16 protein-coding genes are annotated in these 25,086 nt (G+C 38.8%); 14 read left to right on the top strand and 2 right to left on the bottom strand.

Translation table 11 applies throughout. The features are described from left to right. Window positions 1-25 precede the first annotated feature (25 nt). Window positions 26-1,336, bottom strand: a complete 1,311-nt coding sequence (locus MKY65_RS20705; RefSeq protein ID WP_339180261.1) for a nucleotide sugar dehydrogenase — start codon at window positions 1,334-1,336, stop codon at window positions 26-28. A 151-nt stretch (window positions 1,337-1,487) separates the two neighbouring features. Here MKY65_RS20705 and galU point away from each other — a divergent pair, with 151 nt between their 5' ends. From galU to MKY65_RS20645, 12 genes are all read left to right on the top strand, one after another. Next, window positions 1,488-2,366 (top strand): UTP--glucose-1-phosphate uridylyltransferase GalU, encoded by an 879-nt coding sequence (galU, locus tag MKY65_RS20700; RefSeq protein WP_339180259.1) that lies wholly within the window; start codon window positions 1,488-1,490, stop codon window positions 2,364-2,366. 571 nt (window positions 2,367-2,937) lie between these two features. Continuing rightward, window positions 2,938-4,062, top strand: coding sequence for a glycosyltransferase (locus MKY65_RS20695; protein ID WP_339180257.1), 1,125 nt, complete (start codon window positions 2,938-2,940; stop codon window positions 4,060-4,062). Between the two features lie 31 nt (window positions 4,063-4,093). After that, entirely contained in the window at window positions 4,094-5,218 is a 1,125-nt protein-coding gene (locus MKY65_RS20690; protein ID WP_339180255.1) for a glycosyltransferase, read from the top strand. A gap of 24 nt (window positions 5,219-5,242) precedes the next feature. Then, entirely contained in the window at window positions 5,243-6,019 is a 777-nt protein-coding gene (locus MKY65_RS20685) for a glycosyltransferase family 2 protein (RefSeq protein WP_339180253.1), read from the top strand. A 425-nt stretch (window positions 6,020-6,444) separates the two neighbouring features. Then, window positions 6,445-7,221, top strand: coding sequence for an ABC transporter permease (locus MKY65_RS20680; RefSeq protein ID WP_339180250.1), 777 nt, complete (start codon window positions 6,445-6,447; stop codon window positions 7,219-7,221). Between the two features lie 144 nt (window positions 7,222-7,365). Then, the gene (locus MKY65_RS20675) at window positions 7,366-8,985 is read left to right on the top strand and encodes an ABC transporter ATP-binding protein (protein ID WP_339180247.1); all 1,620 of its coding nucleotides are present in this window, start codon (window positions 7,366-7,368) and stop codon (window positions 8,983-8,985) included. Window positions 8,986-9,285: 300 nt separating this feature from the next. Beyond that, the gene (locus tag MKY65_RS20670; RefSeq protein ID WP_339180244.1) at window positions 9,286-11,241 is read left to right on the top strand and encodes a glycosyltransferase family 2 protein; all 1,956 of its coding nucleotides are present in this window, start codon (window positions 9,286-9,288) and stop codon (window positions 11,239-11,241) included. After that, entirely contained in the window at window positions 11,222-13,354 is a 2,133-nt protein-coding gene (locus tag MKY65_RS20665) for a glycosyltransferase family A protein (RefSeq protein WP_339180242.1), read from the top strand. Before MKY65_RS20670 ends, MKY65_RS20665 begins: the two co-directional genes overlap by 20 nt. Continuing rightward, on the top strand, window positions 13,341-14,675 hold the full coding sequence (locus tag MKY65_RS20660; protein WP_339180240.1) for an ATP-grasp fold amidoligase family protein: 1,335 nt from the start codon (window positions 13,341-13,343) through the stop codon (window positions 14,673-14,675). Before MKY65_RS20665 ends, MKY65_RS20660 begins: the two co-directional genes overlap by 14 nt. Before the next feature lie 44 nt (window positions 14,676-14,719). After that, on the top strand, window positions 14,720-16,342 hold the full coding sequence (locus MKY65_RS20655; RefSeq protein ID WP_339180237.1) for an acylphosphatase: 1,623 nt from the start codon (window positions 14,720-14,722) through the stop codon (window positions 16,340-16,342). Between the two features lie 35 nt (window positions 16,343-16,377). Continuing rightward, entirely contained in the window at window positions 16,378-18,027 is a 1,650-nt protein-coding gene (locus tag MKY65_RS20650; protein WP_339180234.1) for an acylphosphatase, read from the top strand. Window positions 18,028-18,086: 59 nt separating this feature from the next. Continuing rightward, window positions 18,087-19,148, top strand: coding sequence for a CapA family protein (locus tag MKY65_RS20645; protein ID WP_339180231.1), 1,062 nt, complete (start codon window positions 18,087-18,089; stop codon window positions 19,146-19,148). 112 nt (window positions 19,149-19,260) lie between these two features. Here MKY65_RS20645 and MKY65_RS20640 read toward each other — a convergent pair whose 3' ends face one another. Further along, window positions 19,261-20,919 carry an ATP-grasp domain-containing protein gene (locus tag MKY65_RS20640; protein ID WP_339180230.1) on the bottom strand — a complete coding sequence of 553 codons (1,659 nt, stop codon included), beginning with the start codon at window positions 20,917-20,919 and terminating at the stop codon, window positions 19,261-19,263. Window positions 20,920-21,534: 615 nt separating this feature from the next. Here MKY65_RS20640 and MKY65_RS20635 point away from each other — a divergent pair. After that, complete coding sequence (locus MKY65_RS20635; protein WP_339180228.1) at window positions 21,535-22,974, top strand: acylphosphatase; 1,440 nt, start codon at window positions 21,535-21,537, stop codon at window positions 22,972-22,974. A gap of 899 nt (window positions 22,975-23,873) precedes the next feature. After that, window positions 23,874-24,977 (top strand): YheC/YheD family protein, encoded by a 1,104-nt coding sequence (locus tag MKY65_RS20630; RefSeq protein ID WP_339180227.1) that lies wholly within the window; start codon window positions 23,874-23,876, stop codon window positions 24,975-24,977. Window positions 24,978-25,086: the final 109 nt, after the last annotated feature.

The raw sequence follows: 25,086 nt of genomic DNA, 5'->3' as shown, positions 1-25,086 counted from the left end.
GATGTTGCGCTATAATCAAGCTTCCTTATAAGCTCCAGTATTTAAAGCCTTCAGCTTCCAAAGCCTCTCTGCCGTATGCTCCCTTGATATCGATAAATACCTTCTCATCCGCCCGGTACATTGGATGGAAGTCACTTACCTGGTATTCCTGATACTCTCGATGGGGTACAGCTAAAACAACCGCATCCAAATCAGTTAATTCTTTATTCTGGACTAACTCAAATCCGAAAACCTCTTTGACTTCCTCAGGTTCTGCTTTTGGATCATGAACCAGCACATCGACACCGTATTCCGTCAATTCATTCACAATATCATTGACCTTCGTATTACGCACATCGGCAACATTTTCTTTAAATGTCAGTCCGAGAATGGCAACACGCGCACCATCCACCTGCAGCTTCGACTTAATCATTTTCTTGATGATGCTGCTGGCGATATATCTGCCCATATCATCATTGATTTTTCTTCCCGCTAAAATAATCTGCGAATGATAGCCGAGCTGTTCTGCTTTATAAGTGAAGTAATAAGGATCCACGCCAATGCAGTGTCCGCCGACAAGACCGGGAGTGAACTTCAAAAAGTTCCATTTCGTGCCGGCTGCTTCCAGCACATCCTTCGTATCGATATCCATCTTATTGAAAACCATGGAAAGCTCATTCATAAAGGCGATATTGATATCCCGCTGTGAATTCTCAATCACCTTTGCAGCTTCTGCAACCTTGATGGATTTTGCTTCAAAGACACCCGCTTGAATAATGGAACCGTATAAAGCGGAGATTTCCTTCAATGCTTCCTCATCTGAGCCGGACACAATCTTTTGGATAGTGACAAGGGTATTTACCTTATCGCCGGGATTGATTCGTTCCGGAGAGTAGCCTACTTTGAAATCCTTTCCGAAAGTCAATTGGGATTTTTCCTCTAAAATAGGAATGCAAACCTCTTCCGTTGTCCCCGGATAAACCGTTGATTCATAAACGACAATGGAACCTTCTGTAAGGTGTTGTCCAACTGTCTCACTTGCTGAAATCACAGGTTTTAAATTCGGCGTTTTATCCGAATTGATCGGTGTCGGCACAGCAACGATATGAAAGGTACAATCGCTGATATCGCTCGGCGCACTTGTGAATTCTAGGGTAGTTTCCTTTAGCGCCTCACTGCCGACCTCTTCCGTTACATCAATGCCTTTTCGGTATTGCGCAACCTTTGCTTCATTCAGGTCAAAACCGACCACATCATATTTTTTTGCTAATTCCACTGCCAGAGGCAGTCCTACATAACCCAGACCAATGACGGAAATCTTAGCTTTTCTATCTTGAATTTGTTGAAATAGATTCATTTATTTAGCCTGCCTTTTTAAATGTAAATTCATGTAACATCTACTTGTTCCATATTATACAATTATCTAAATTAGATGTATAGTAAATGGTAGTTAGACTTATTGTAACCTAAGCGATTTATTTCATTAAAATACACTGGAGGGATGCCATATGACAGTAAAAAAAGCAATTATCCCCGCAGCAGGACTTGGAACAAGATTTTTACCGGCAACGAAGGCGCAGCCAAAAGAAATGCTTCCCATTGTAGATAAACCGACGATTCAATATATTATTGAGGAAGCAGTGGCCTCCGGAATAGAGGATATCATTATTATTTCTGGAAGAGGCAAGCGCGCGATTGAAGACCATTTTGATAAATCATATGAATTAGAAGAAAAATTAGAGCAGAAGCAGGATTGGGAGACATTAGAACAGGTCAGAAGCATCTCTAAACTCGCGAACATTCACTATATCCGCCAAAAGGAACCGCTTGGCCTCGGGCATGCCATTGGCTGTGCCAGCTCATTTATCGGCAATGAAGCCTTCGCTGTCTTGCTTGGCGATGATATTGTAGTATCCGAAAAACCATGCTTAAAGCAGCTGATTGATGTCCATGAGGAACACCATGCGGCTGTAATAGGCGCACATTCCGTTCCATGGGAGGATGTATCGAAATATGGAATCATCGACCCGGAAAACAAAGAAGAGACGGCAGGCAGAACCAGCTTTGTCCATGATTTAGTTGAAAAACCGGATGCGAAGGAAGCGCCATCCAACCTGGCTATTATGGGAAGATATATCCTGACGCCGGAAATCTTTTCGATTTTACAGACGCTTGAACCAGGCAAGGATAATGAAATCCAGCTGACAGATGCGTTAAAGAAACTCAATCAGACACAGGATGTCGTTGCTTATAATTTTGAAGGTGATCGATATGACGTGGGCAATAAATTTGGTTTTATTGAAGCAACGATTGATTTTGCACTGGGAAGACCGGATTTAAAAGCAGATGTGCTGGAGTATATGAGAAAGAAATTAGAAGAAGAGTAAGTACAAAGGGAATGCAGGCTGTGTAATGGTCTGCATTTTTTATGTGAAACTCACAAGGTCTAAAGTAAAGGCCGAGAGGTGTAAAGCTGCCAAGGTCTAAAGTAAAGGCCGAGAGGTGTAAAGCTGCCAAGGTCTAAAGTAAAGGCCGAGAGGTGTAAAGCTGTCAAGGTCTAAAGTAAAGGCCAAGAGGTGTAAAGCTGCCAAGGTCTAAAGTAAAGGCCAAGAGGTGTAAAGCTGTCAAGGTCTAAAGTAAAGGCCGGGAGGTGTAAAGCTGCCAAGGTCTAAAGTAAAGGCCAAGAGGTGTAAAGCTGCCAAGGTCTAAAGTAAAGGCCAAGAGGTGTAAAGCTGTCAATCCCTAAAGTTAAGCCTGAAAATTAAAGTACACAGTAAGACCTCCTTTCTAATGAAACAAAGCCCTCCATCCCTTTGTTTCATTTTTTCTGCTTCAGCAACCGTCCTCAAGCCTTTTTTCACAAAATAGTCACTGTCGAAAATTTATTTATCCGCACCCCTATGTTATAATGCTTCTGGGTAAAATATCGACAAATTACTTTGCAGGGGAATGAAAAAAATGGGGGAAAAGAAAAAAATATTTTTCTTTATATATCAGTTGGGGTCCGGCGGTGCGGCGAGAACGATGCTCAATTTATTAAATAACTTGGATTTGGAGCAGTTTGAGCCGACATTGATTACCTTGAATTATGAAGGCGATTATGAAAAATACTTAAAAAAAGAAATCACCTTTATCAAGCTGCCGACCAGAAGACTGCGTTCGGGAATCATCCCTTTTTCCAAAATAATTAAAAAGGAAAAACCCGATATTGTCTTCAGTACCATTCCTAACTATAACCTCATTGCCATTGCAGCAAGACTGCTGTCCGGTCACAAAGCTAAAAATATTGTCCGGGAAGCAGCGTTATTAGGAACAGAAGGAAAAAGAAATACGAACCTGAAAATATATGGATTGGCCTATCGATTTTCGAAAAAAGTCGTTGCCCTTTCTGAAGGGGTAAGGCAGAATATCATTCAAAACTACAAAGTAAACCCGAAAAAGGTAAAGGTTATTTATAACCCGGTCGATGTGGAAAATATAGAATCCTTGATGAAGCAAGGAGAAATTGCCGAGGAGTATCAATCTATATTTAATGACCCGAAAGAAAAAGTGATTATTACAGCAGGACGCTTGGTAGACGATAAGGATCAGGCGACATTGATTCAAGCTTTTGCTAGAGTACGTAAAAATATTTCAGCCAGCCTTGTCATTCTTGGTGAGGGAGAGCTGGAAGAGAAGCTGAAAAGGCAGGTAAAAGCATTGCATCTAGAGGACGCTGTATTTTTTGCAGGCTTTCAGGAGAATCCATATGTTTATTTTAATCAGGCAGATATTTTTGTATTGTCTTCCAAAAGAGAAGGGTTCGGGCATGTGCTGACAGAAGCGCTCGCCGCCAGAATCCCGATTATCTCCACTGACGCCAGACCGGGCGCAGCAGAAGTCCTGGATAATGGTAAATATGGTGTGATTACACCGGTAGGAGATGCAGATGCACTAGCTGCACAAATGGAAGATGCTTTACATTGGGATGATGAAAAAAGAAACCAGGTCACGGAAAAAGGCTGGGAACGAGCAGTATCCTTCCGTGCAGAGAAGATTGTCAAAGAATATGAGAAGCTCTTTAAACAAACGATTGATCAATAACGATGAATAATCAATAGAGAGGACAGCTGCAATGAATGAAAAAAAACGTGTTGTTCATTTAACAACAGTACATCATCCTCATGATCCGAGAATTTATCATAAGGAATGTAAATCATTAAAAAAAGCTGGATTCGACGTATACTTAATTGCCAAAGAAACAGAAACAGGAATAGATAGAGAGAGCGGCATCAAGCATATCCCAATCAAAGATTACACAAGCAGATGGGAACGCATGACCAAGGGAGCCTGGACACTTTATAAGCAGGCGAAAAAATTAAAAGCGGATGTGTATCATTTCCATGACCCGGAGCTGCTGCCAGTCGCATGGCTGCTTAAAAACCGCCGGAATCATGTGATATATGATATTCATGAAGACTACATCACGAGCATGCTGCAAAAAGAATATTTACCGAAGCCGCTTCGTAAATTTGCTGCCAAAGCATATAAGAAAATGGAGCAGTTTTTTACAAAAAAGATGGAACTAATCCTTGCTGAAAAGTATTATAAGGATATTTATCCGGACGGGGAATGTGTGTTAAATTATCCGATGGTAAACACCGCTTTTATAAAGCATCAGCGCAAAGGAAAAATAGAAGATAAATTGATTTATACGGGCAATGTAACAGATGTGCGCGGTGCATTTCTGCATGCAAAATTGCCTTTAATAGATGAGAAAATTACCATGAATTATATTGGTAAATGCTCCACAGAATTCGCAGATGAAATTTACCACATTGCTGGCAGCCAGTCAGACCGGATTCAAATCAATGGAGTGAACCAATACATTCCAAAAGAAGAAATTGAACAAGCCTATTTGAAGCATAATTGGCTGGCAGGGGTTGCGATTTTTCCGGAAACAGAGCATTATATGAAGAAAGAATTAACCAAGTTCTTTGAGTATATGAATGCTGGTATTCCAATTATTTGTTCCAACTTCCCTGTCTGGAAGCATTTTATCAATCAATATCGATGCGGTATCACAGTAGACCCCCATAATGACCAAGAAATAAAGGATGCGCTGGATTATTTAAGAAATCATCCGGATGCAGCGAAACAGATGGGCGAAAATGGGAAAAAAGCTGTCCAGGAACAATTGAATTGGAGAGCGGAAGAAGAAAAATTGATTGCCATTTACCAGCGTTTAGGAAACAAATAGGACGAAGTGAAGTAGGTGAACAACTTGGGAGATAGCAAACCGATAGTCTCTGTCATTACGCCAACCTATAACTCCGAGCAGTTTATTGCAGAAACCATTGAATCGGTGCAGGCACAAACTTTTTCGGATTGGGAAATGAATATTGTGGATGACTGCTCGACAGACCGGACGGCCGAAATTGTGAAAAGCTATGCCGAAAAAGACGCACGTATCCATTTAACCGTATTAGATACGAATCAGGGCTCTGCCATTTCACGCAACACAGCTATGGACCAGTCGAAAGGACGCTATATTGCCTTTTTAGACAGCGATGATTTATGGCTGCCGGAAAAGCTGGAAAAGCAGCTCGCCTTTATGCAGGACAACGGGGTTGCCTTTTCATTCACACAGTATGTGCGTATGAATGAAGACGGCACAGATACCGGTGCAATCAGCACAGCCCCTGCAACCGTGACGTATGAGGATTTAATGAAACGCTGCGTCATCGGCTGCCTGACCGTCATGTTAGATCGTGAAAGAATAGGCGAACGGCGCATGGTCAATATCCGTACCAGACAAGACTACGCTTTCTGGCTGGAAATCACCAGAAACGGCCACTTTGCCTATGGACTTCCAGAAGTACTCGCAAGGTACCGCCTCGTAGGCAACTCCATTTCCAGCAACAAATGGAAAGCAGCCAAAAGAAACTGGTACGTATTCCGGGAAGTAGAACAGCAAACCCTTCCCAAAACCCTATACTACTTCTCCCACTACGTAACCCGCTCACTCCGGGATTTACTGAAATGGAATGCAAAGAAGTAGGGGATGTTTTATAGCTATAATAGGTTGAGTTATTAGACCGTATTCGTTCATTTTTTATAATGGAAATGAACAATCCATGACTAGAATATATAACTAGCGGAAGAAATACACGGAGACTCCTGCGGGAAAGCGCAGGGTGAAGACCCCGCAGAAAAAGCGAACTTCTTTTTCGAGGAGGCTGAGCGCAAGCCCGCGGAAAGCGTAGTGTATTTCTGGAGCGATCGCTATAAAGCAGCATCTAATTCAACTCATGCTATTTTTATAAAACAACACCATTTTAGTGTATAATAGCAACTAGGCTCAGGAATCCTTCTAATAAGGACCCCTGACAATTAAAAGATGGAAAAAATCACTTTCCTGACAGGACAACCGCAGTATGTCCATAAATAGAAAGTGTTGAAACAATTAGGCGGTGTCAAATTATAATGAAAAACTATATACAAGAGATTTTACGGAGGAAAGATTTACTCTTTTACCTCGTAAAATCCGGACTCAAAGCGGAGCACCGAAACAGCTACCTCGGTTACTTCTGGTGGCTGCTCGACCCGCTGTTAAACGTACTCGTATTTTATTTTTTAATTGTTATTATCTTAGACCGAGGCGATGAAAACTTTGGTTTATTCCTGGTCGTTGGTTTAGTTGTCTGGAGATGGGTAGCCACAAGTATGAATTCAGCATCTAAATCGATTTTAAGGTACAGCTCGATTATTAACCAGGTCTATTTGCCGAAATCATTATTTCCAATATCCTTTACGATGACGCAATTATTTAACTTTGGATTTGGTTTAATTGTTATTGCAGGATTTCTGTTAGGTTATGGCGTTTTGCCGGAATGGCATATTATTTATTTGCCGATTCTTATCTTGATACAACTGACGTTCCAGTTAATGCTGGGGCTTGTACTAGGCTATATTACTGTATTTATTCGTGATATCGACAATTTACTTGGTTATGTGACGAGACTATTCTTTTATGCGTCACCAATTATTTGGCCAGGCGGACGTTTACCACCTGAATATAGCTTTTTTGTCGATTATAATCCGATAGCGGTACTGGTAACATCCTATCGCGATATTTTAATGTATCATCAGACGCCGAATTTGCTGGGCTTGGGTATTATTTTTGTTGCCAGCTTAGCGATTAGTGTCTATATGATTTATTATTATAGCAAAAATGAACATAAGATTATTAAAGCATTATAGTCCATAATGCACTTTTAGAATGATGGAATGAATCAAGCACGTAGTATAACAAGTACCCTCTCTTAAGAGAGAGGGGTCTGAAATACTGAATCAAGTCTGGTGGTTCAGGTAAAAAAGCTACTGTGCAATAAAAGAGGTTTTATTATGTCAAATCATGATAATGAAAAAATCGATAAGCAGTCGAAGGAAGAGGTTATTGTTTCAAAAAATATCTCTGTTTCCTTTCGTGATAATCAGCATGCAGACGATTTAAAATCTACCCTGACTAACGTTTTTAAAAAGAAGGAAAAAAAGAAAAAACCAGAAAAAGTATGGCCGTTAAAGGATATTACATTTACCGGCTATCAGGGAGAAATTTTAGGAATTATCGGTTCAAACGGTGCTGGAAAAACGACGTTGAGCAAAATAATTACCGGCATTCTTACACAGGATGAAGGAATAATGAACGTCGATGGAAATGTAACAGCTCTTTTCTCTTTCGGCATGGGTTTTAACAAAGAACTGACAGGAAGAGAAAATGTCTATTTAAATGGAATGATGCTCGGTATTAATAAGCAGTTAATCAATGATTATATTGAAGATATTCATGAATTCTCGGAGATTGGCCAGTTTTTTGACCAGCCGATGAAATACTATTCCAGCGGGATGAAGGCGCGGCTTGGTTTCAGTGTCGCTTCTCACCTTCAGCCGGAAATCCTCATTTTGGATGAGGCATTGAACACAGGAGACGTGAAATTTGGCAGCAAGGCAGCCGCAAAGCTCAAGGAGCTGGTTGCGAATGCGAAGATGGTAGTAATTGTTACGCACAGCCTGCGTTATGCTCAAAAAAACTGTGATCGATTGATTTGGCTGGACAATGGCTATGTCAAAGAAATTGGTGATCCTAAAACTGTGATTGATCATTATAAAGAAACGGTCCCTCCAGTTGCACGTCAAAGAAGACAAAAACGCAGTTTAAATGTCACAAAGACAGAAGCAACTATTGGCAGAAAATCCATTGTAAAAGCAGAGAATGTTGGTATCTCTTTCAAGCTACAAAATAAAAAAGAAGACTACTGGGCATTAAGAAATGTTAATTTTAATATTAAAGAAGGAGAAGTCGTCGGCATTATTGGGCATAATGGTGCCGGGAAAAGTACGCTCTGTAAAGCCATTACAAATATATTAAAGCCCGATGAAGGAACAATGACTGTAAACGGGCAGACTTCTTCCCTGCTCGGCTACGGTACAGGTTTTAATGCACAATTAACTGGAACAGATAATATTTATTTAAATGCAATGTTATTAGGAATTCCGAGAGAACGTGTCGATGAAAAATATGAGGAAATCATTGAATTCTCCGGTATCCGGAAAGCAATCGATAAGCCGGTAAAGCATTACTCAGCAGGAATGAAATCGCGCCTCGGCTTTAGTATCGCAGCGATTTTAAAGCCCGATGTATTTATCGTCGATGAAGCCCTGTCAACAGGCGACCTTGCCTTTCAGGAAAAAGCCAGTGTCCGCATCCAAGAGATGATGGACCACGCCAAAGCAGTCATCATCGTCTCCCACAGCATGGGCTTTGTCGAAAAAGTATGTACCAGAGGCATCTGGATGGAACAAGGCCAAGTGAAATTCGACGGCACCGCAGAAGAAGCCGTAGCAAAATACCGCGAAGCCATGGGCGTCCAAAAAAAGCCAGCAAAGAAAAAACCAAAAGTCATCAACGCAAAACAACCAGTCAAAGCAAACGCAGCAAAAACAAAAAGCGCAGAACAGAAATAAAGTATCTATCTATATTAAGATAAATTTTTTTCTCTTTCACAGCTAGTAAAATAAATTACTTTTTCTATAATTAAGCACTCTAACCAGCGGAGGAAAAACACGGAGACTCCTGTGGGAAAGCGCGGAGGGAAGACCCCGCAGAAAAAAGCGAACTTCTTTTTTCGAGGAGGCTGAGCTCAAGCCCACGGAAAGCGTAGTGTTTTTCCGTAGCGACAGCTAGAAAGTAAATTAATAATTTCAACCTAAACAGGTTAATTTTTAAGCTTTAAATTCAACGGAATGAAAAATGGTGGTGTCATAATGGCAGGAGTTATTAAAAAAATAGTGGCAGAACCAGTAGATTGGTTTATCTACTCGGTTTTAGGAGAGAAACAGCGCAAATACCTCTTAAACATCTTAAGCAACCAGCAAAAAGACGCCATCAAACGCGTTTTGCTCGGCAAAAAAGAAGCAGAGAGACAGCGCCTGAAACAAATCAAGTTCCATTTATATAATTTGGGCTTTATCGAGAAAGGCTTAGCCGATTTAGAAGCCTATATACAGGAAGCGAACGATCCATCCTTAAAAAGAACAGCAGCCTGGGAAAAAGTACTCTGGCATGCCAATCAATATAATGAAAAGGATGCGGCGATTGCGTTAGAATATCTTCCGCTTGCCGAAGAAGGCGAAGTGCAGCCGGACCAGCAGCGCCGTATCGCTATTATCAAAGCAGAGCTGCTGGATGAAACGGGAGAGCGTGAACAAGCCAGAAACGTCTTACAGGACGCTTTAAAAGCAGGAGAACACGCAGATATCTACCTGGCGTTAGCAAATTTAGAAGCGGATATCAAAGATCGATTTGTCTATATCAATAAAGCATTCTCTCTCTATGACCTGGATAACATTGCCACCGATGAAACAGGTCAATATGACGGCCTCCATACCATCAAAACACATGAAAATATTTCAGATGGACCGCTGATCTCTGTCATTATTCCTGCCTATAATGCCGGGGATGGAATCAGGGTAGCAATTGAATCGATTCTGGAGCAGACATGGCAGAACATCGAATTGATTATTGTCGATGACCATAGCCCGGATAACACATTAGCAATCGTACAGGAATATGCAGCAACAGACAGCCGGATTAAAGTCATGCAGACCCCGCAAAACAGCGGTCCTTACATTGCACGCAATATTGCACTGGAAGCAGCGGCTGGCGAATTTGTGACCGTGAACGATTCGGATGACTGGTCGCATGCTTCCAAATTAGAGATTCAGGCGAAGCATCTACTAGCCAATACAGACGTGGTTGCCAATACCTCCGAGCATGCCAGAATTACCGAAGAGATGACGTTGTATCGCAGGGGAACGCCAGGAAAATACATCTTCCCGAATATGTCATCGATTATGTTCCGCAGAGCGCCTGTATTGGAAAAAATCGGTTTCTGGGATAGTGTCCGCTTTGCTGCAGATGGCGAATTTAAACGCCGTTTGTTAAAAAGCTTTGGCACACGGGCTTATGTTGACTTAGCTTCTGGTCCGTTATCCCTGCCAAGACAAGCTGTCACCTCCTTAACAGGAAGCTCCGCCTTTGGCTATAACGGCTTCTTTATGGGTGTGCGCAAGGAGTATGTGGAATCATTGGAGAATCATCATCAACGGGCAGAGGATGTTCGCTATGCTTATCCAATGACGGAACGGCCATATCCCGTGCCGGAGCCAATGTGGCCGGCCAAGGAAGAAAAAACAGAGGGCGTCCGGAAATTTGATGTCGTTATTGCCACAGATTTTCGGGCATTGAACGAAGCAGATTGGCTGGTATTCAACGACTGCTTACAAGCGTCAGGGACCCGAATCGGCCTGGTGCAAATCAACGCCTATGATTTCGCGCTTCCGAAAAAAATCGACGAAGGCATTCGTCAAAAGTTAGATGGAGATCGTCTGCAGATGCTGGTGTACGGAGAAAAGATTGATGCGGAGAAAACCGTATGCATCAAGCCGACCGTGTACCAATATCAGCAGAAGTACCTGCCAACCTTGACGACGAAGCAGTTGGCGGTTGTACTGACAGAAGCACCTGACAATCAGGCAGCTCTAAACAATGCCGCCAAGCATATCGAAGAATACTTTGGTCAGCTGGGAGCATGGTTCCCGGCGGATGAACAGATACAGCAGGAAATCAAAAATACTATTCCAGCAACGGAAATCAAACAGGCATATGCCGACCGTGTATGGGAAAAGAGTTGTCTAGAAAATGAAACAACCAATCGATAAAACCGAGCTTCACACACGTCTGCAGCACGCAGAAGAAGAGCTCGATACCAAAAGAAAAGAAGCAGCAGCATTAAAGGAGACTTATAGACGCTATAAGTCTGCCTTTTTGTTTGCAGAAACCTTAAAGCAAAAGGCTGCCGGCTGGAAGAAAAACAGTATTTCGCTGGCAAAAGCAGTCCCTTCCTATGCTCTGGGACGTAGAAATATCAAAAAGCTCTACAGTACTTCTTATAAGCAGAAGGACGCCAGCAATCAATTGAAGCCGGTCAAAAATTATTTATATGACCTCGGCTTTGAAGAACACGCTCTCAGCGATTTACAGGCTATGCTGTATCAATCCAACAATAAGTATCTTGTCAAAGCAGCTGCATGGGAGCTGGGGTTTTGGTTTGCCAATAAACTGACTCCAAACAGTGCAGAGCAAGCCGTCATCTATCTGGAAATTGCGCTCGAGGGAGAGCAGAATATAGACGTGCGCCGTCGTATTATCATCCTGCTTGCCGAAGCTTATAAAATACTGGGGCAGCATGCAAAAGGGATGCAGCTGATTAAAGAAGCACTGAACCAAGGATGGCATCCCGATTTACTGCTGGCACTGGCCAACCTGTGCCGAAAACAGGAGGACCGCCTGTATTGGATCAATGAAGTGCTGCATGCGTATCAGCTGGAGCCGCTTTATATCAATAACGCAATCTCAGGCGCTTATCTCTATGATCAATTAGACACCCACCCGATTCAGATAAAAGAAGAGCAGAATGAACAGCCTAAAATTACGGTCATCATTCCAGCATACAATTCGGAATCGGGCATTTCTGTTGCATTAAGATCATTGACAAAGCAAACGTGGACAAACCTGGAAATCATCGTTGTCGATGACTGCAGTCCGGATCATACCGCAGCTGTTGTCAAAGAATGGATGCAGCAGGATGACAGAATTAAGCTCTTGCAAACCGAAACAAATTCAGGGCCATATGTAGCCAGAAATATCGCGCTCCAGCAAGCAACAGGAGAATTCGTGACCATTAATGATGCGGACGACTGGTCTCATCCGCAAAAAATAGAAATCCAGGCACGGCATTTGCTGGAAAATCCGTCTGTTATCGCCAATACATCGGAGCATGCCAGGCTGACAGAGGATTTATATCTGTATCGCAGGGGGATGCCGGGGAAATATATTTTTTCCAATATGTCATCGATTATGTTTCAGAGAATTCCAGTTTTAGAGAAGGTCGGCTATTGGGATGCGGTGCGTTTCGCCGCAGACAGTGAATTTAAAAAGCGGCTGGCGCTCACCTTTGGAACAGAGCAGGTGAAGGATCTGCCGACCGGACCGCTTTCCTTCCCGATGCAATCCTCCGGTTCGTTAACGGGGAATTCCTCCTTTGGCTATAACGGCTTTCTTATGGGAGCACGTAAGGAATATGCCGAGGCACATAACCAGATGCATCAGCAAGCAAAGGATGTATATTTTCCCTATCAGCAAAAGGAGCGTCCATTTGCCGTGCCGAAGCCGATGCTTGTAAAAGAAGCCTGGCATCAGGTGGATGTTGCGTATATAGCAGATTTTCGCCAATATGATGCGGAGATAGGCAAGGAAATCAAATGGCTGAAGGAAAATGGCCTTACGGTTGGTTTGATCCAGCGCGGGATATATGATTTGAAGCAATCCAAGTTTATCCATCACAAGGTAAGGGGCTTCGTAGATGGGGAGCAGGTATGCATGCTCGTTTACGGAGAAAAAGCAGAAGCACAGCTCACTATTATCAAAAATCCGCTTATCTTTCAGGAAAAACAGCGCTATGTGCCGGAGCTCAAGACAACCGCAGCCAAGGTCATTATTAATAAAATACCGAAGAAAAATAATCCGGAATACAATATGCGCCAATGTGCAATGAGGCTGCACCGCTATCTGGGACAGGCAGCCGCATGGTATCCGGCGAGCATAGAAATCAGAGAACAGCTGATTGAGGAACAGAGCCATACCATCCGCTATTATCCAGTGGCGGCATCCAATTGGATAGAGGAAGAGCAGGCCTTTAGAAAGATGCTGAAAGATAATTTTGTCGTTCCAGGCAAATGGAAGGAAGGAGGGCATGAAGATGCCAGAGGATAAATCGTATGAAGAACTGATTGATCAGCTTATCGAAAAAGAAGCGCAGGTAGATGATACCAAAGCAAGTATTGCCAAGACAGATAAACAAATTAAAAAAATCATGAAAAGCAATACGTATCAAAAAACAGCTTCTATTCGCAAACTCCTTCCTTCCGGGAAAGAAAAAGACAATTATATCGCTTATCTGGAAGAACAGCTTCTTCACTATCAATCGGAAACCGTTTTGTTGAAGGAGCAGTTAGCAGAACGCGAAAAAGCGCTCAAGCAATTTGATTATAATACCCTTTGGAGATATATCAAAGAAAAGAAAGACAAAGGAAAAATCATTGCGGAATTAGATAAACGCATCGAGCAGAAAAAATTAGAAGACCGTCATTTCCGGGATTTGCTGGAGGCAGCTGCACGGCAGTTCCAGCAGGAAGAAACGGCCTTTAAACAGCGGATTTTCACCAAAGTATTAGCCGGAGCCAAAGGGCATGCTTCTGAATTCATGGCACGCGCAGGACTTACGGAAGACCCTGTCAGCCTGGCGGATGTCGCTTCCTATCGCGCCTGCATGAATATGCGTGTCAGACAATATCAGCTGTTAGGAACGCTCCCGGAATACGAATTAGACGATAAGCAGACAGCGTATCGCTTTATGGAAAAACAAGCGATACGCACGCCTGGCAGCCCGGAGGATATCTACACGATAGAAACCCTGCCGGAGGAAGAAAATATTGTTATCAAGCCGGCAAATGGAGCTGGAGGACGTGGAGTTTACATTGTATATGCATCTAGTGATATAATAAGTGTAAAGACAGGAGAGAAATTGGCGAACTGGTCTTTACTCAAGCATCGCATGGAAAAGGATCTGCAGGAAAATAAAGTGGATCAGGATGCCTGGCGCATCGAAGAATTAATTCTCGAGGATACGGCCAACAAGGTTTCTGGACGCGATGTGAAGTTTTATTGCTTTTATGGCAAGGTCGGCGTTATCCTGGAAATCATCCGCACGCCAGAGATGAAATACTGCTGGTGGGATGGACAGGGGAAACGTATCCAGACAGGAAAATATGAGGACAAAGCCTTCGAAGGCAAAGGAGTCTCCAAGGAAGAAATCGACATGGCAGAGAGAATCAGCAGTCTGATTCCCAGCCCATTTATGCGAATCGATTTTCTGCGATCCGAAAATGGATTGGTTTTTGGAGAATTTACACCAAAACCGGGCAATTATGATGAATTCAATGATAAAATAGACACATATTTAGGAAATTTATTTCTCGAAGCACAGGGGAAGTTAGATAGAGACCTGCTTCAAGGAAAAACATTTAAAATATAAATGCAGAATAACGTACTAAAATGGATTAATCAGGAGGATCAGGCATGAGTGAGAATAATGCTGAATGGCTATCGCATTTATCATCAGAAGTTATTTCTGATGTACACGGAAGTTTATTAGACGCATACGTAATTGCGCTGGAAGGCTGGCGGAGAGGTCTGAAATTAAGGTGGCATGTTGAAAATTCAGAGAAATTCAGTGAAATGGTTACATGGTTCACCGAGAGACCTGGACAATTATTTTCATTAAGTTCAGATAGCAGGACACATTATTTCTTCCGTTCCAGAGGAGATAAAGTAACCAATGAAGCTATATCTATTGGAAAAGACAAAGGAAGCTCCAAACAGCACTTAAGCGAGCACGGCGTTCCAGTGCCGCAGGGAGGAATATTCACCAGCGAGCACACGAAAGAAGAAGTTCTGGAATGCGGCAGCAAAATCGGACTTCCCGTTGTGCTGAAACCAAAGGACGGAAGCTTTGGCCGCGGCGTCTTTGTCAACATTACCAGCACAGAAGAATTAGAAGCATGCTATGACTACACCAAAGAGCTGGGAACCACCGATGACATCATTATCGAGCAATATATCGCCGGAAAAGATTACCGCCTATATGTTGTCGGAGATGAAGTTGTCGGAGCAATGCACCGCCAGCCGCCAAACGTTGTCGGAGATGGTGTACATACGATAGAACAGTTGATTCAATTAAAAAATGCAGAGCGAGAAAAAAATCCGCGTTTAGTAAGCTGTCCAATTATCGTAAATGATGAATTAACAGATTTTATCGCGAGAAAGGGTCATACGCTTTCTTCCATTCCTGAAAAAGATGATTTGATCTATTTAAACTTTAAAGGAAATATCTCACTTGGCGGCGATCCAATTGATGTATTAGACAGCCTGTCCCAGGAAGTGAAGGACACAGCAGTTAAAGCGCTGCGGTCCGTTGCAGGATTGACACATGGGGCCGTCGATATCATTATCAATGAGAAGGATGACAAAGCCTATGTATTAGAATTAAACCCTACCGCACAGCTGGGCGGGCTATTATATCCAATCGAGGGCAAGTCAAGAGATATTCCCAAAGCAATCATAGACTTTTATTTTCCAGAAACAAAGGACAAGAATGTTGCACAAATCAATACATTCTTTGATTTCCATGATGTACTGGACCCGCTCCAAAATCGGGACGCAACCGTGACCACTGTCACCCCATGTCCGCAGCAAAAGGTCTATATGAAGAAATATATCGTGGTCGGCGATGTCTTAGATATCGGTTACCACCGCGGCCTTCGCAAGCAGGCATTTGAACGGGAATTGCATGGGTATATCATGACGAAGGAAATCGGCGATATCGAAATCGTTGTAGCCGGCACAGATCCGGAAATGGTAGAAGACTTTAAACACGGTATCTGGGAAGATGAAGAAAGAGCAACCGTGATGGAAGTACTAGAAGAAGATGTTGACGAAGCAGTGAAAGTCGGCTTTGAGATAAAAACAGATTTAAAAACACAAGTAGAAGAATTAAAATGGTACAAGCGTGAACTGGAAGAAACCGAGCTGGCCTTGAAAAAAGCTGAGCTGAAACGGAGAAAGTACTACGAAAGCGTCTCTTGGAAGGCAACCTCGCCAATCCGGGCGGTTGGGTCGATCTTTAAGAAGTTTAAGGGATAATGATGAGTTGAAAGAAGCTACAGGAGGATATGAATATGAAAGACAATCAGTTAGGGATAAGTCTTCCACATCTGAATAATGACATTGTACGAAATGCGCGAAAAACACGTCTGGACGCATTTTCTGTTGCATTAGAAGGATGGAGAAGAGGTCTGAAGCTAAAATGGTACACGAAGGATTCCGAGCACTTTGAGAATATGGTTATTTTTGGAGTGAACCCGCCCGGACGTTTATTTTCATTAACCTCAGAGAAGCAGACACATTACTTCTTTAGAACAAGAGGAGACCTGGTTTCCAGCGAAGCAGTAGAGATTGGATCAGAGAAGGATGACACCAAAATCTATCTCGGCAATGCAGGCGTGCCTGTACCAAAGGGAAAAGGCTTTGAAGCAGAGGCAACCAATGAAGAGATTATCGAATTTGCGGATACAGTCGGCTTTCCATTAGTTCTCAAACCAACCAACGCGAGTCTTGGAAATGGTGTTGTAACGAATATTAAAAATAGAGAACAATTAATCAAGGCGATTCATTATGTCCGCCGGGAATTAGAGTATGAAGAAGTAGTGCTGGAGCAATATGTCAGCGGGAAAGAGTATCGTGTTTATGTTGTAGGTGACGAAGTGATTGCAGCGTACAACCGTGTACCTGCCAATATTATAGGCGATGGGGAACACACCATTGAGCAATTAATCGATATCAAGAATGCGATACGAAGAAAAAATGCACGTCTTAACAGCTGCCTGATTCATATGGATGTTGAAATTCTTGAATTTATTCAGGAAGCCGGCTACACATTGGAAAGTGTTCCGGAGAAGGACAAAGTAATTTATTTGCGGGAGAAAACGAATGTATCCTCCGGCGGAGACCCTGTCGATGTAACAGACACCCTGCCGCAAGAATATAAGGACATTGCCGTCAATGCATTAAAAGCAATTGATGATTTTCCGCAGGGCGGCGTAGATATTATTGTCAATGATCGGGAAGACCTTAAAGGGGAAGCCGTTGTTATTGAATTGAACCCTACCGCACAAATTGGCGGGGCGCTTTTCCCAATCGAAGGAAAAGCAAGAGATATTCCAAAAGCAATTATTGATTATTATTTCCCGGAAACCAAAGGGAAGGTAGACACTACAAAATCAAGAGTCTCTTTTAATTTAATCAATGTTTTAGAGCCGCTTGAAAATAGAGCAGCACTGGAAGTAGAAGTTGCTCCTGCGCCAATCGGAGAGCTTTATATCCGGAAATATATCGTGAATGGAAATGTGCAGCGATACAATTACCATAAATGGCTGAAGAGACAAGCTCTTGCTCAAAACCTGCATGGTTATGTGAAAAGCATGGTCTTTGATGAAATTGAAGTCGTTGTTGCCGGAACGGATCAAAAAGCAGTGGAAGACTTTAAAGAAGTTATCAAAGGCTACCCGCAAGGATCGGAAGTAACCCGTATTAAAGAGGAAGACTATGACAGCTTTATTACGGTAGGCTTTGAAATTTCCGAGCGGTATAATACCAATAATATAAAATCCGTGCAGCATGCTTTAAGACGAATGGATAAAGATTTGCAGGAACTTAGAAAGAAAAAAGACAGAGCGGATAAGGACGTTAAACATATTTTGAATAGTACTTCTTGGAAGGTCACAGAGTCTATACGGAAGGTCGGCTCGAAGGTGAAGAATAAAAAATAATCATTTATCTAGTCTAGTATCGATGAGATAAGATGATAAATAATTGTGGAGGAATGTTAATGTCACAAATTAAATTAGTTGCTACTGGGGATGTGCTGTTGCACTCTAGAGTATATGATATAAGTAAAAAAGGTGAAAAATATGATTTTAAAGATAAGATGGAGCCCGCAAAAACATTACTGCAATCAGGAGATATTTCTATTGTTAATTTAGAATCTATTGTAGCTGGAGAAGAGTTAGGGTTACAATCTTTTCCTAGATTTAATAATCCGATTGAACTTGCGGAAAATTTAAAGGAGTTAGGAACTGATATAGTAACAAATGCCAATAATCATAGTTTTGATTTAGGGGAAGAAGGTCTACTTAAGTCGATTGAAAATCTTGAAAAAATAGGGTTGCCTTATGTAGGATCACATAAATCAAAAGCAGATCAGCAAAAATTTCGTGTTTTTGAGAAGAATGGAATAAAAATAGGAGTATTAGCTTACACCGCTATTACTCATAAAAAAAATCCACCCAAGGACAAAGAGTATTTATTAAATCGAATAGTTGGTGGATCTACAATGCCTGTCAGAAGTATAGTTGAAGGCACTACAGTTCCTATTCGAACAGAAATTAATCGATTAAAGAAAGAGGAAAATGTTGATGTAGTAATAGTTGCTACTCATTTTGGTCCAGAGTATACTTTAATGCCAAATGCATCACAAGTAGATATTGCAAATTCGTTGTCTGATGCAGGGGCAGACATAATTCTTGGTCATCATTCACACGTTCTTCAACCAGCGCAATGGATATTAAATTCAAGAGGAGAAAAATCATTTGTTATATATTCATTGGGGAATTTTTATAGTGGTCAAAAAGGCCTTTACAGACAGATTGGCGGTGCTCTGTCATTAACAATTAAAAAAAATAAAAATGGTAAAGTATCAATGGAACCATCAATGGATTTAACATATATCGACGCTAATAGACAGAATAATTATCAAATGCATTTATTTCGAGATTATATTGGAAAAAATACCTCAGTAAAAACGGAACATGGTGAATTTGATAGCTTAGAAGTATTTAGCGAACTTAACAACAGATTGACCCAATGGGTTCCAAATTTTGAAATTAGGTAAGAAAAGGAAACCGGACTAGGGAGTAATTTATAAAAAGCCCAAACTCATTAGACTCTAAACAGAGAACTTTAACGAGTTTGGGCTTTTATCTTAGATAAGAAGTTTAAACTTCCTATTTTTTGAATTTTTGAGTTACAACGCGTATAGGCTTCGTAACCTTCCAAGAATTACTTTCTTCCATTTGTTTAATCTTTTTCTTTAATTGTTTATTCTGTCTCTTAGTTATTTCTAACATTTGCTTATCTCTTTCAAACTGAGCTAATTGTTTTATTGCATCTTCATACTCAGATTTCAATGTTGCATAATTCTGCATATATTTCTGTATTTCTTCGTCTTTATTATCAGCATCAGAAGATTCAATATGAAAACCATGCTTAATTGGAGTAGTACGAAGCTTTTCCTCTATTTTTCCAGATTTATTCCTCGCTTTTACATAATTAGAGAGCGCATCATAGAATTCATTAAGTCTTGATTTACTAGAGCCAGCAATTATGGATATATTTCCGTTATTAGATGTTTTAATATAACCGTGTATTTTTGCGTTATATGCTAACCGTCTAACTCTTAAAGCAAATTTCTCGTTGTAGTTGCAATTTTTAATAACGTAACGGGTAATCTCTAATCCTTGAGTAGGAAGAATAGGAAGTTTAATATTATCTGCTTGCCTGCTCATACAAGCATTATATATAAAATCAAAATCTAAATAAAATTGTTGAGCTCTCTCTCTGTTGTACTGCTTTGTTTCAGGAAAATAAAAATCGATTAAGTGTGAAGGAATATCCCTTGCTTGTCCTTGCATAGGGAATAAATGTTGCGTAATATGAGCACGAGAATTTATTTCTATAATTACTCCTTTATCCTCTTCTTCATTTACCATTATATCTACACCACATTGGACAAGAGAATCAAACGCGTTTGCTCCTTCAATAGCAATTTGCTTAATATTATCAGAAAGATCATCAGTGATATCAACAGAATCTCCGCCGGCAGTTACATTATTTTTAGACTTAATATATAATAATTCCCCCTCTGGAATCACTGAATTTAAATCTAAATTTTTCCTTTTTAAGATTGTTCTTACTTCATCATCAACTTTTATCTTTCTATTTGATAGTGAAGGGAGCTTAATACGTTCTTGATTTTTTTTCGCTAACAATTCTTTAATTGTACTTTTTCCATCGCCAATTACGTTTGCTTTTATCCTCTTAATAGCTCCAATTACTTTTCCATCTAAAACATATACTCTATAATCTTCTCCTTTAAAATATTCCTCTAATATAATATTAGGAAAACCTAATTTCCTTCTTACATACTCTAAGGATTCAACTAATTCCTCTTCATTTTGAATATCTGCAATTACTCCCTTACCGCCAGTTCCATCAACTGGTTTAACTACAAGAGGATATTTAATTTCATTGGCGTAAGCAATTATTTCATCATTACTTTTATCTTTATTGAATTCTTTTCCTTTAGGAGTAGGGACATTATTTGCTACTAATATTTCTTTTGTAGCTACTTTATTAATGGCGTTGCTAATAGTGTTTTTGGGAACTAAATCTCCACGAGTTACGGTAAATTGATGTACCTTATCTTTACTTTTGATAGTATAGCTTGGGGCAATGATTCCAGATTGTTGTTTCCTTATACTAATAGTAACCTCTAAACCTCTTCTCCAAGCTTCAAGTATAATACTATATGTACTTAACATATAATTATTGGCTTTTCTGGGAATAGGATGATTAAGGCTGTCTAAAAATCGTCCTTCTTGCATATGAGATTCTCCTTTGATAACGTTATTGTATTTGTAGTATACCATATTTACATAGTAGAGAATTACTAAAAAGTCATAGCAAATCTTTTGGTATTATGCTATGATATTTAATTTTATATAAGTAATAAAATGTAACAATAGGTATCTGTTTGATGTAAGCTAATTCGCCGTTTTATGCCAGTAAGAATTTCCGATTTAATAAAGTTAGTGCAGAAACTATAGGAAATAGGACACTCGTTTATCTATATGAGCCATTTCCTCTATGTCAGCTCTTTTTTTAGAAAAAGAGCTGACCAAAAATAAAATTCATATATTTTTGGTTAATGTGGTCAATCACTACAAAATCAGTTATATTGATTGTATAGTCTTTTCTGCGATTTTAATTCTCTTTTCTTTTATAAGTGTTATCTTCAGGTGCTAAGTCGTAAAGTAAGGTTACTTTAATTGATGATTTAAATATGAGTATCGACTAACCAGTAAGTACTGAATTTTTAATAATTAGTTGTTTATTTAGGTTTCTATTAGTTATTATTATAAAAGAAAAGTATTAATCAGATTAATTTATTGAGAAATAAATTGCTTAAGCAATTTAATTGAAGGAGCTAGTGAATTAAAATGAAAGATAATAATTTTCCGCAAAATTTAACACCAGATATGGTAACAGGAATTACAAGTTTTAATCTATGCACTTTTTTAGTTGGTCTTGAAGGGTGGAGAAGAGGTTTAAGATTAAAGTATCATAATAGGTTAAATGGAGAGATAGATTTTGGCCCAAAACGTTTAAGTTATTTTGGCAGACTTTATTCGTTATCAGATGAAGAATCAACTCATTATTTTTATCAATCTAGAGGAGACACAACAACAAGAAAAGCTGTCAATATTGCTAAAGATAAAGTATTAACAAAATCATATCTAAAACAATATAACATACCGATATTAGAAAGTTTTAATTTTTCAAAAGACCATTCTGATCAAGAAATTATCAATAAAGCTGAAAAAATTGGGTATCCAGTTATCGTAAAACCAACAAACTCCAGTTTAAGTAAAGGCGTTGTTGTAAATATTACCAATAAATCACATCTTGAAAACTCTTTAGTCGAGGTAAGACAAAATTTAGGGTATAAAAGTATAATTTTAGAAAAATACTTTCATGGTGATGATATAAGAACATACGTTATCGACGGTAAAATTGTTGCAGGATTAAAACGAGTACCTGCTAAAGTTACTGGAGATGGTAATAGCACGATTCGAGAGTTAATTAAATTAAAAAATGACTCACGTAAAAATAATCCGTATTTGAATGCCAGACCAATTAAAATAAATAACGAAACTATTTCAGTTCTAAAAAAACAAGGTTATAGTATTGATGATAATTTAGAGAAATCAAAAACTATTCTTGTGAAAAATAAGAGCACGCTTACTCAAGGAGTAGATTTATATGATATTACTGAAGAGTTAACAGATGAAGTTAAAGAGATTGCTCTCAGTACTATTGATGCTATTCCTGGAATGCTCCATGCTAGCATTGATATGCTTACTGATGGGAAAGACACTTATGTATTGGAAGTAAATTCATCTGCAAATATATCAATGCATATGTTTCCTACTGAAGGAAAACCAAGAAATGTACCAGCTTTCTTAGTTGATTATTATTTTCCGAAGTCAATCCCTGATAGGAACAATAATCAAAATATGAGTTTTAACTATTTGGATATGGTCAAAACTCTCAGAATGAATTATACAGATTTTATTGAAATAAGATCATTAAAAAACGAAGCTATAACCGCTAAATCAATTACAATAAAAGCGACAGGGCTAGACAACGCTTTTCAAAACTTTATAAAAAGAAAAGCTTTATATAGAGAACTGCATGGTAATATTAAAAAAATTGATGATAATACAATAAGGGTTATCGTAGCAAGCTATAAAGATTCTGATATTGAAAGGTTTATAAGTGAAATAAAAAAATATAATAAGACAGGGATTACTATAAATTCTTTTAAAACTGATGAATGGGAGAAGAGTATTAGCATTGGTTTCACTATAAAAGATTAAAAATAGAGGTAAAAAAAGATACACTGCTTGCAAAATCTCAGCATGTATTTTCATTATTAGTTGGTTAAACTGAAAAGAAGGTATTTAGTAGTGTTAGTATATCAATCTTATTTATCCGTTTATTGCTAAAGAGGTTCTGTAAAAGGACGAATTGTCAACCTTGAAAACAAGCGAAATAGCAAATGAGAAAATGATTTTTGATTGCTTTTTTATAGGTGGAATACACTTTATAATATGCCCTATCTAACTTGATTAGTAAGTATTGGTGTTTCTTTATAAATCACAGGATACCCAATGGGCGGCATTGAATAAATAGTAATTTAAGCAGCTGAAAAAATTGTGTGAATCTAATTAATCTCGTAATTGTATAAATCAGAGCACTCTCTTAAATTGAAATTAGAAACATTTGAGACTCCATGAGGAAAATATTTCTTCATGGAGTTTTTATAATTAATTTAAATGCACACAAAATATGAATCAGTTTAATTCCCTTTAATAGAACTATTTTACAAAACCTCTATTTCAGCTTTAAATTAAAATGAGTGATTTAACTCTTCGGCTTTTAAGATAGTATAAGCTGTGTTCTTCCTATTCACTGTCAATAGTATGGAATATAAAATCAATGAATGGTAAGAACAAGTGACTGAGTATTAAAAGGATAAAGAAAAGGCAATAATAATCCCACAGAGTGTTGCCAACAATCATGTTCATTTACTATGTGCATGTCACCTAAGTATAATCTTATTAAAAGATTGTTATAGCATAAATATTAGTACTGGAACTGAGATTGGAGAACGGGTTTAGCAAATAAAAAAGAGAATGTTCTTTAAGTAGTAATAGATGCTTTACAGGATTAAATACTTTATAATTGTAAATAAATATGAATAAGGAATGATAGAATGTATGTCGGATATTTAAGATTTAAGTCAGATAGTGTACAAACTAGAAAATTAAATGCAATTGCTCATAGTTATCATGGAATGAATTTAATTGTTTTTGAGATTAAAGATATAGATTTTGAGAATAAAACAGTAACTGGAAAATGTTATTCAGAAAAAGGCTGGAAAACAAAAACTGTCCCTTTACCTAAAATAATAAATAATATGCCATTTATAAAAGCAAATAGTAAGGCTTATAATTTTTTAGAACAGAATAGTAAACTAATGTTTCATTATTTTGGAGGAAAACTCCATGTCGAAAATTTATTGAAAAAGAACAACTTATTAAATGGTTTGTATATACCGTCTATTGATGAGATAACGGAAGAAAATGTTTTAGATATGTTAAGTAAACATAATAAGATTTTATTTAAACCAATTAATAGTACAATGGGGAGAGGCATATTCGCACTGGAAAAAGAAAATGATGAGTTAAAATATATTGAACAAAAGAAAGTTCGCAAAATAAATAAAGAAGAATTGCTTCAATTAATCGACAAAACTAAAAGTAATTATATAGCGCAAAAATATTTAAATTCAAAAACCGAAAAAGGATTACCTTTTGATATTAGAGTACATTTTGAGAAAAATGGTAAAGGTAAGTGGGTACGTGTGCAAACTTATGCACGAGTATCTACAAATAATAATCTTGTTTCTAATATAGCAAAAGGCGGTTCAGTTATTCGCACAGGTTTATTTTTAAAATCAATGTATGGTGAAGAAAAAGGTGATGAATTATTACAAAAATTAAAAAATCATTTGGAGGGCTTTCCAGAAGCGTTTGAAAAGTTATATGATTTTGATATTGGAACAATTGCATTAGATTTAGGATTAGATAATAATAACTTCTTTTTATTTGAAATAAATTCCTTCCCCGGTGGTACATTTGCACGGGGGGAAGTAGCTATGCTGCGAGCTGCTTATACAAAACACTTAATAAAAAAAGAAAATAATAAAATAGAATTAAAAACACGTGATCAGCTTTTAAACGAAAATGATAAATTAAGAAGTGAAATTGAGACATTGAAAAAAGAAATATCAATTATTAAAAAAGACAATTCTTAAATTGGTGATCAACTATAATATATGTTATTGTTCTTATATTTAATAAGTTAATATTTTAAAAATGGTTAAATTATCAACAAAAACAACTTAAATTATACGAGGAGCATGG

The organism is Oceanobacillus sp. FSL W7-1293 (assembly GCF_037969815.1).
In the GTDB taxonomy this organism is placed as follows: Bacteria; Bacillota; Bacilli; order Bacillales; family Amphibacillaceae; genus Oceanobacillus; species Oceanobacillus oncorhynchi.
The sequence above is the reverse complement of the archived record's forward strand: the minus strand, read 5'-3'. Positions and strand labels throughout refer to the sequence as shown.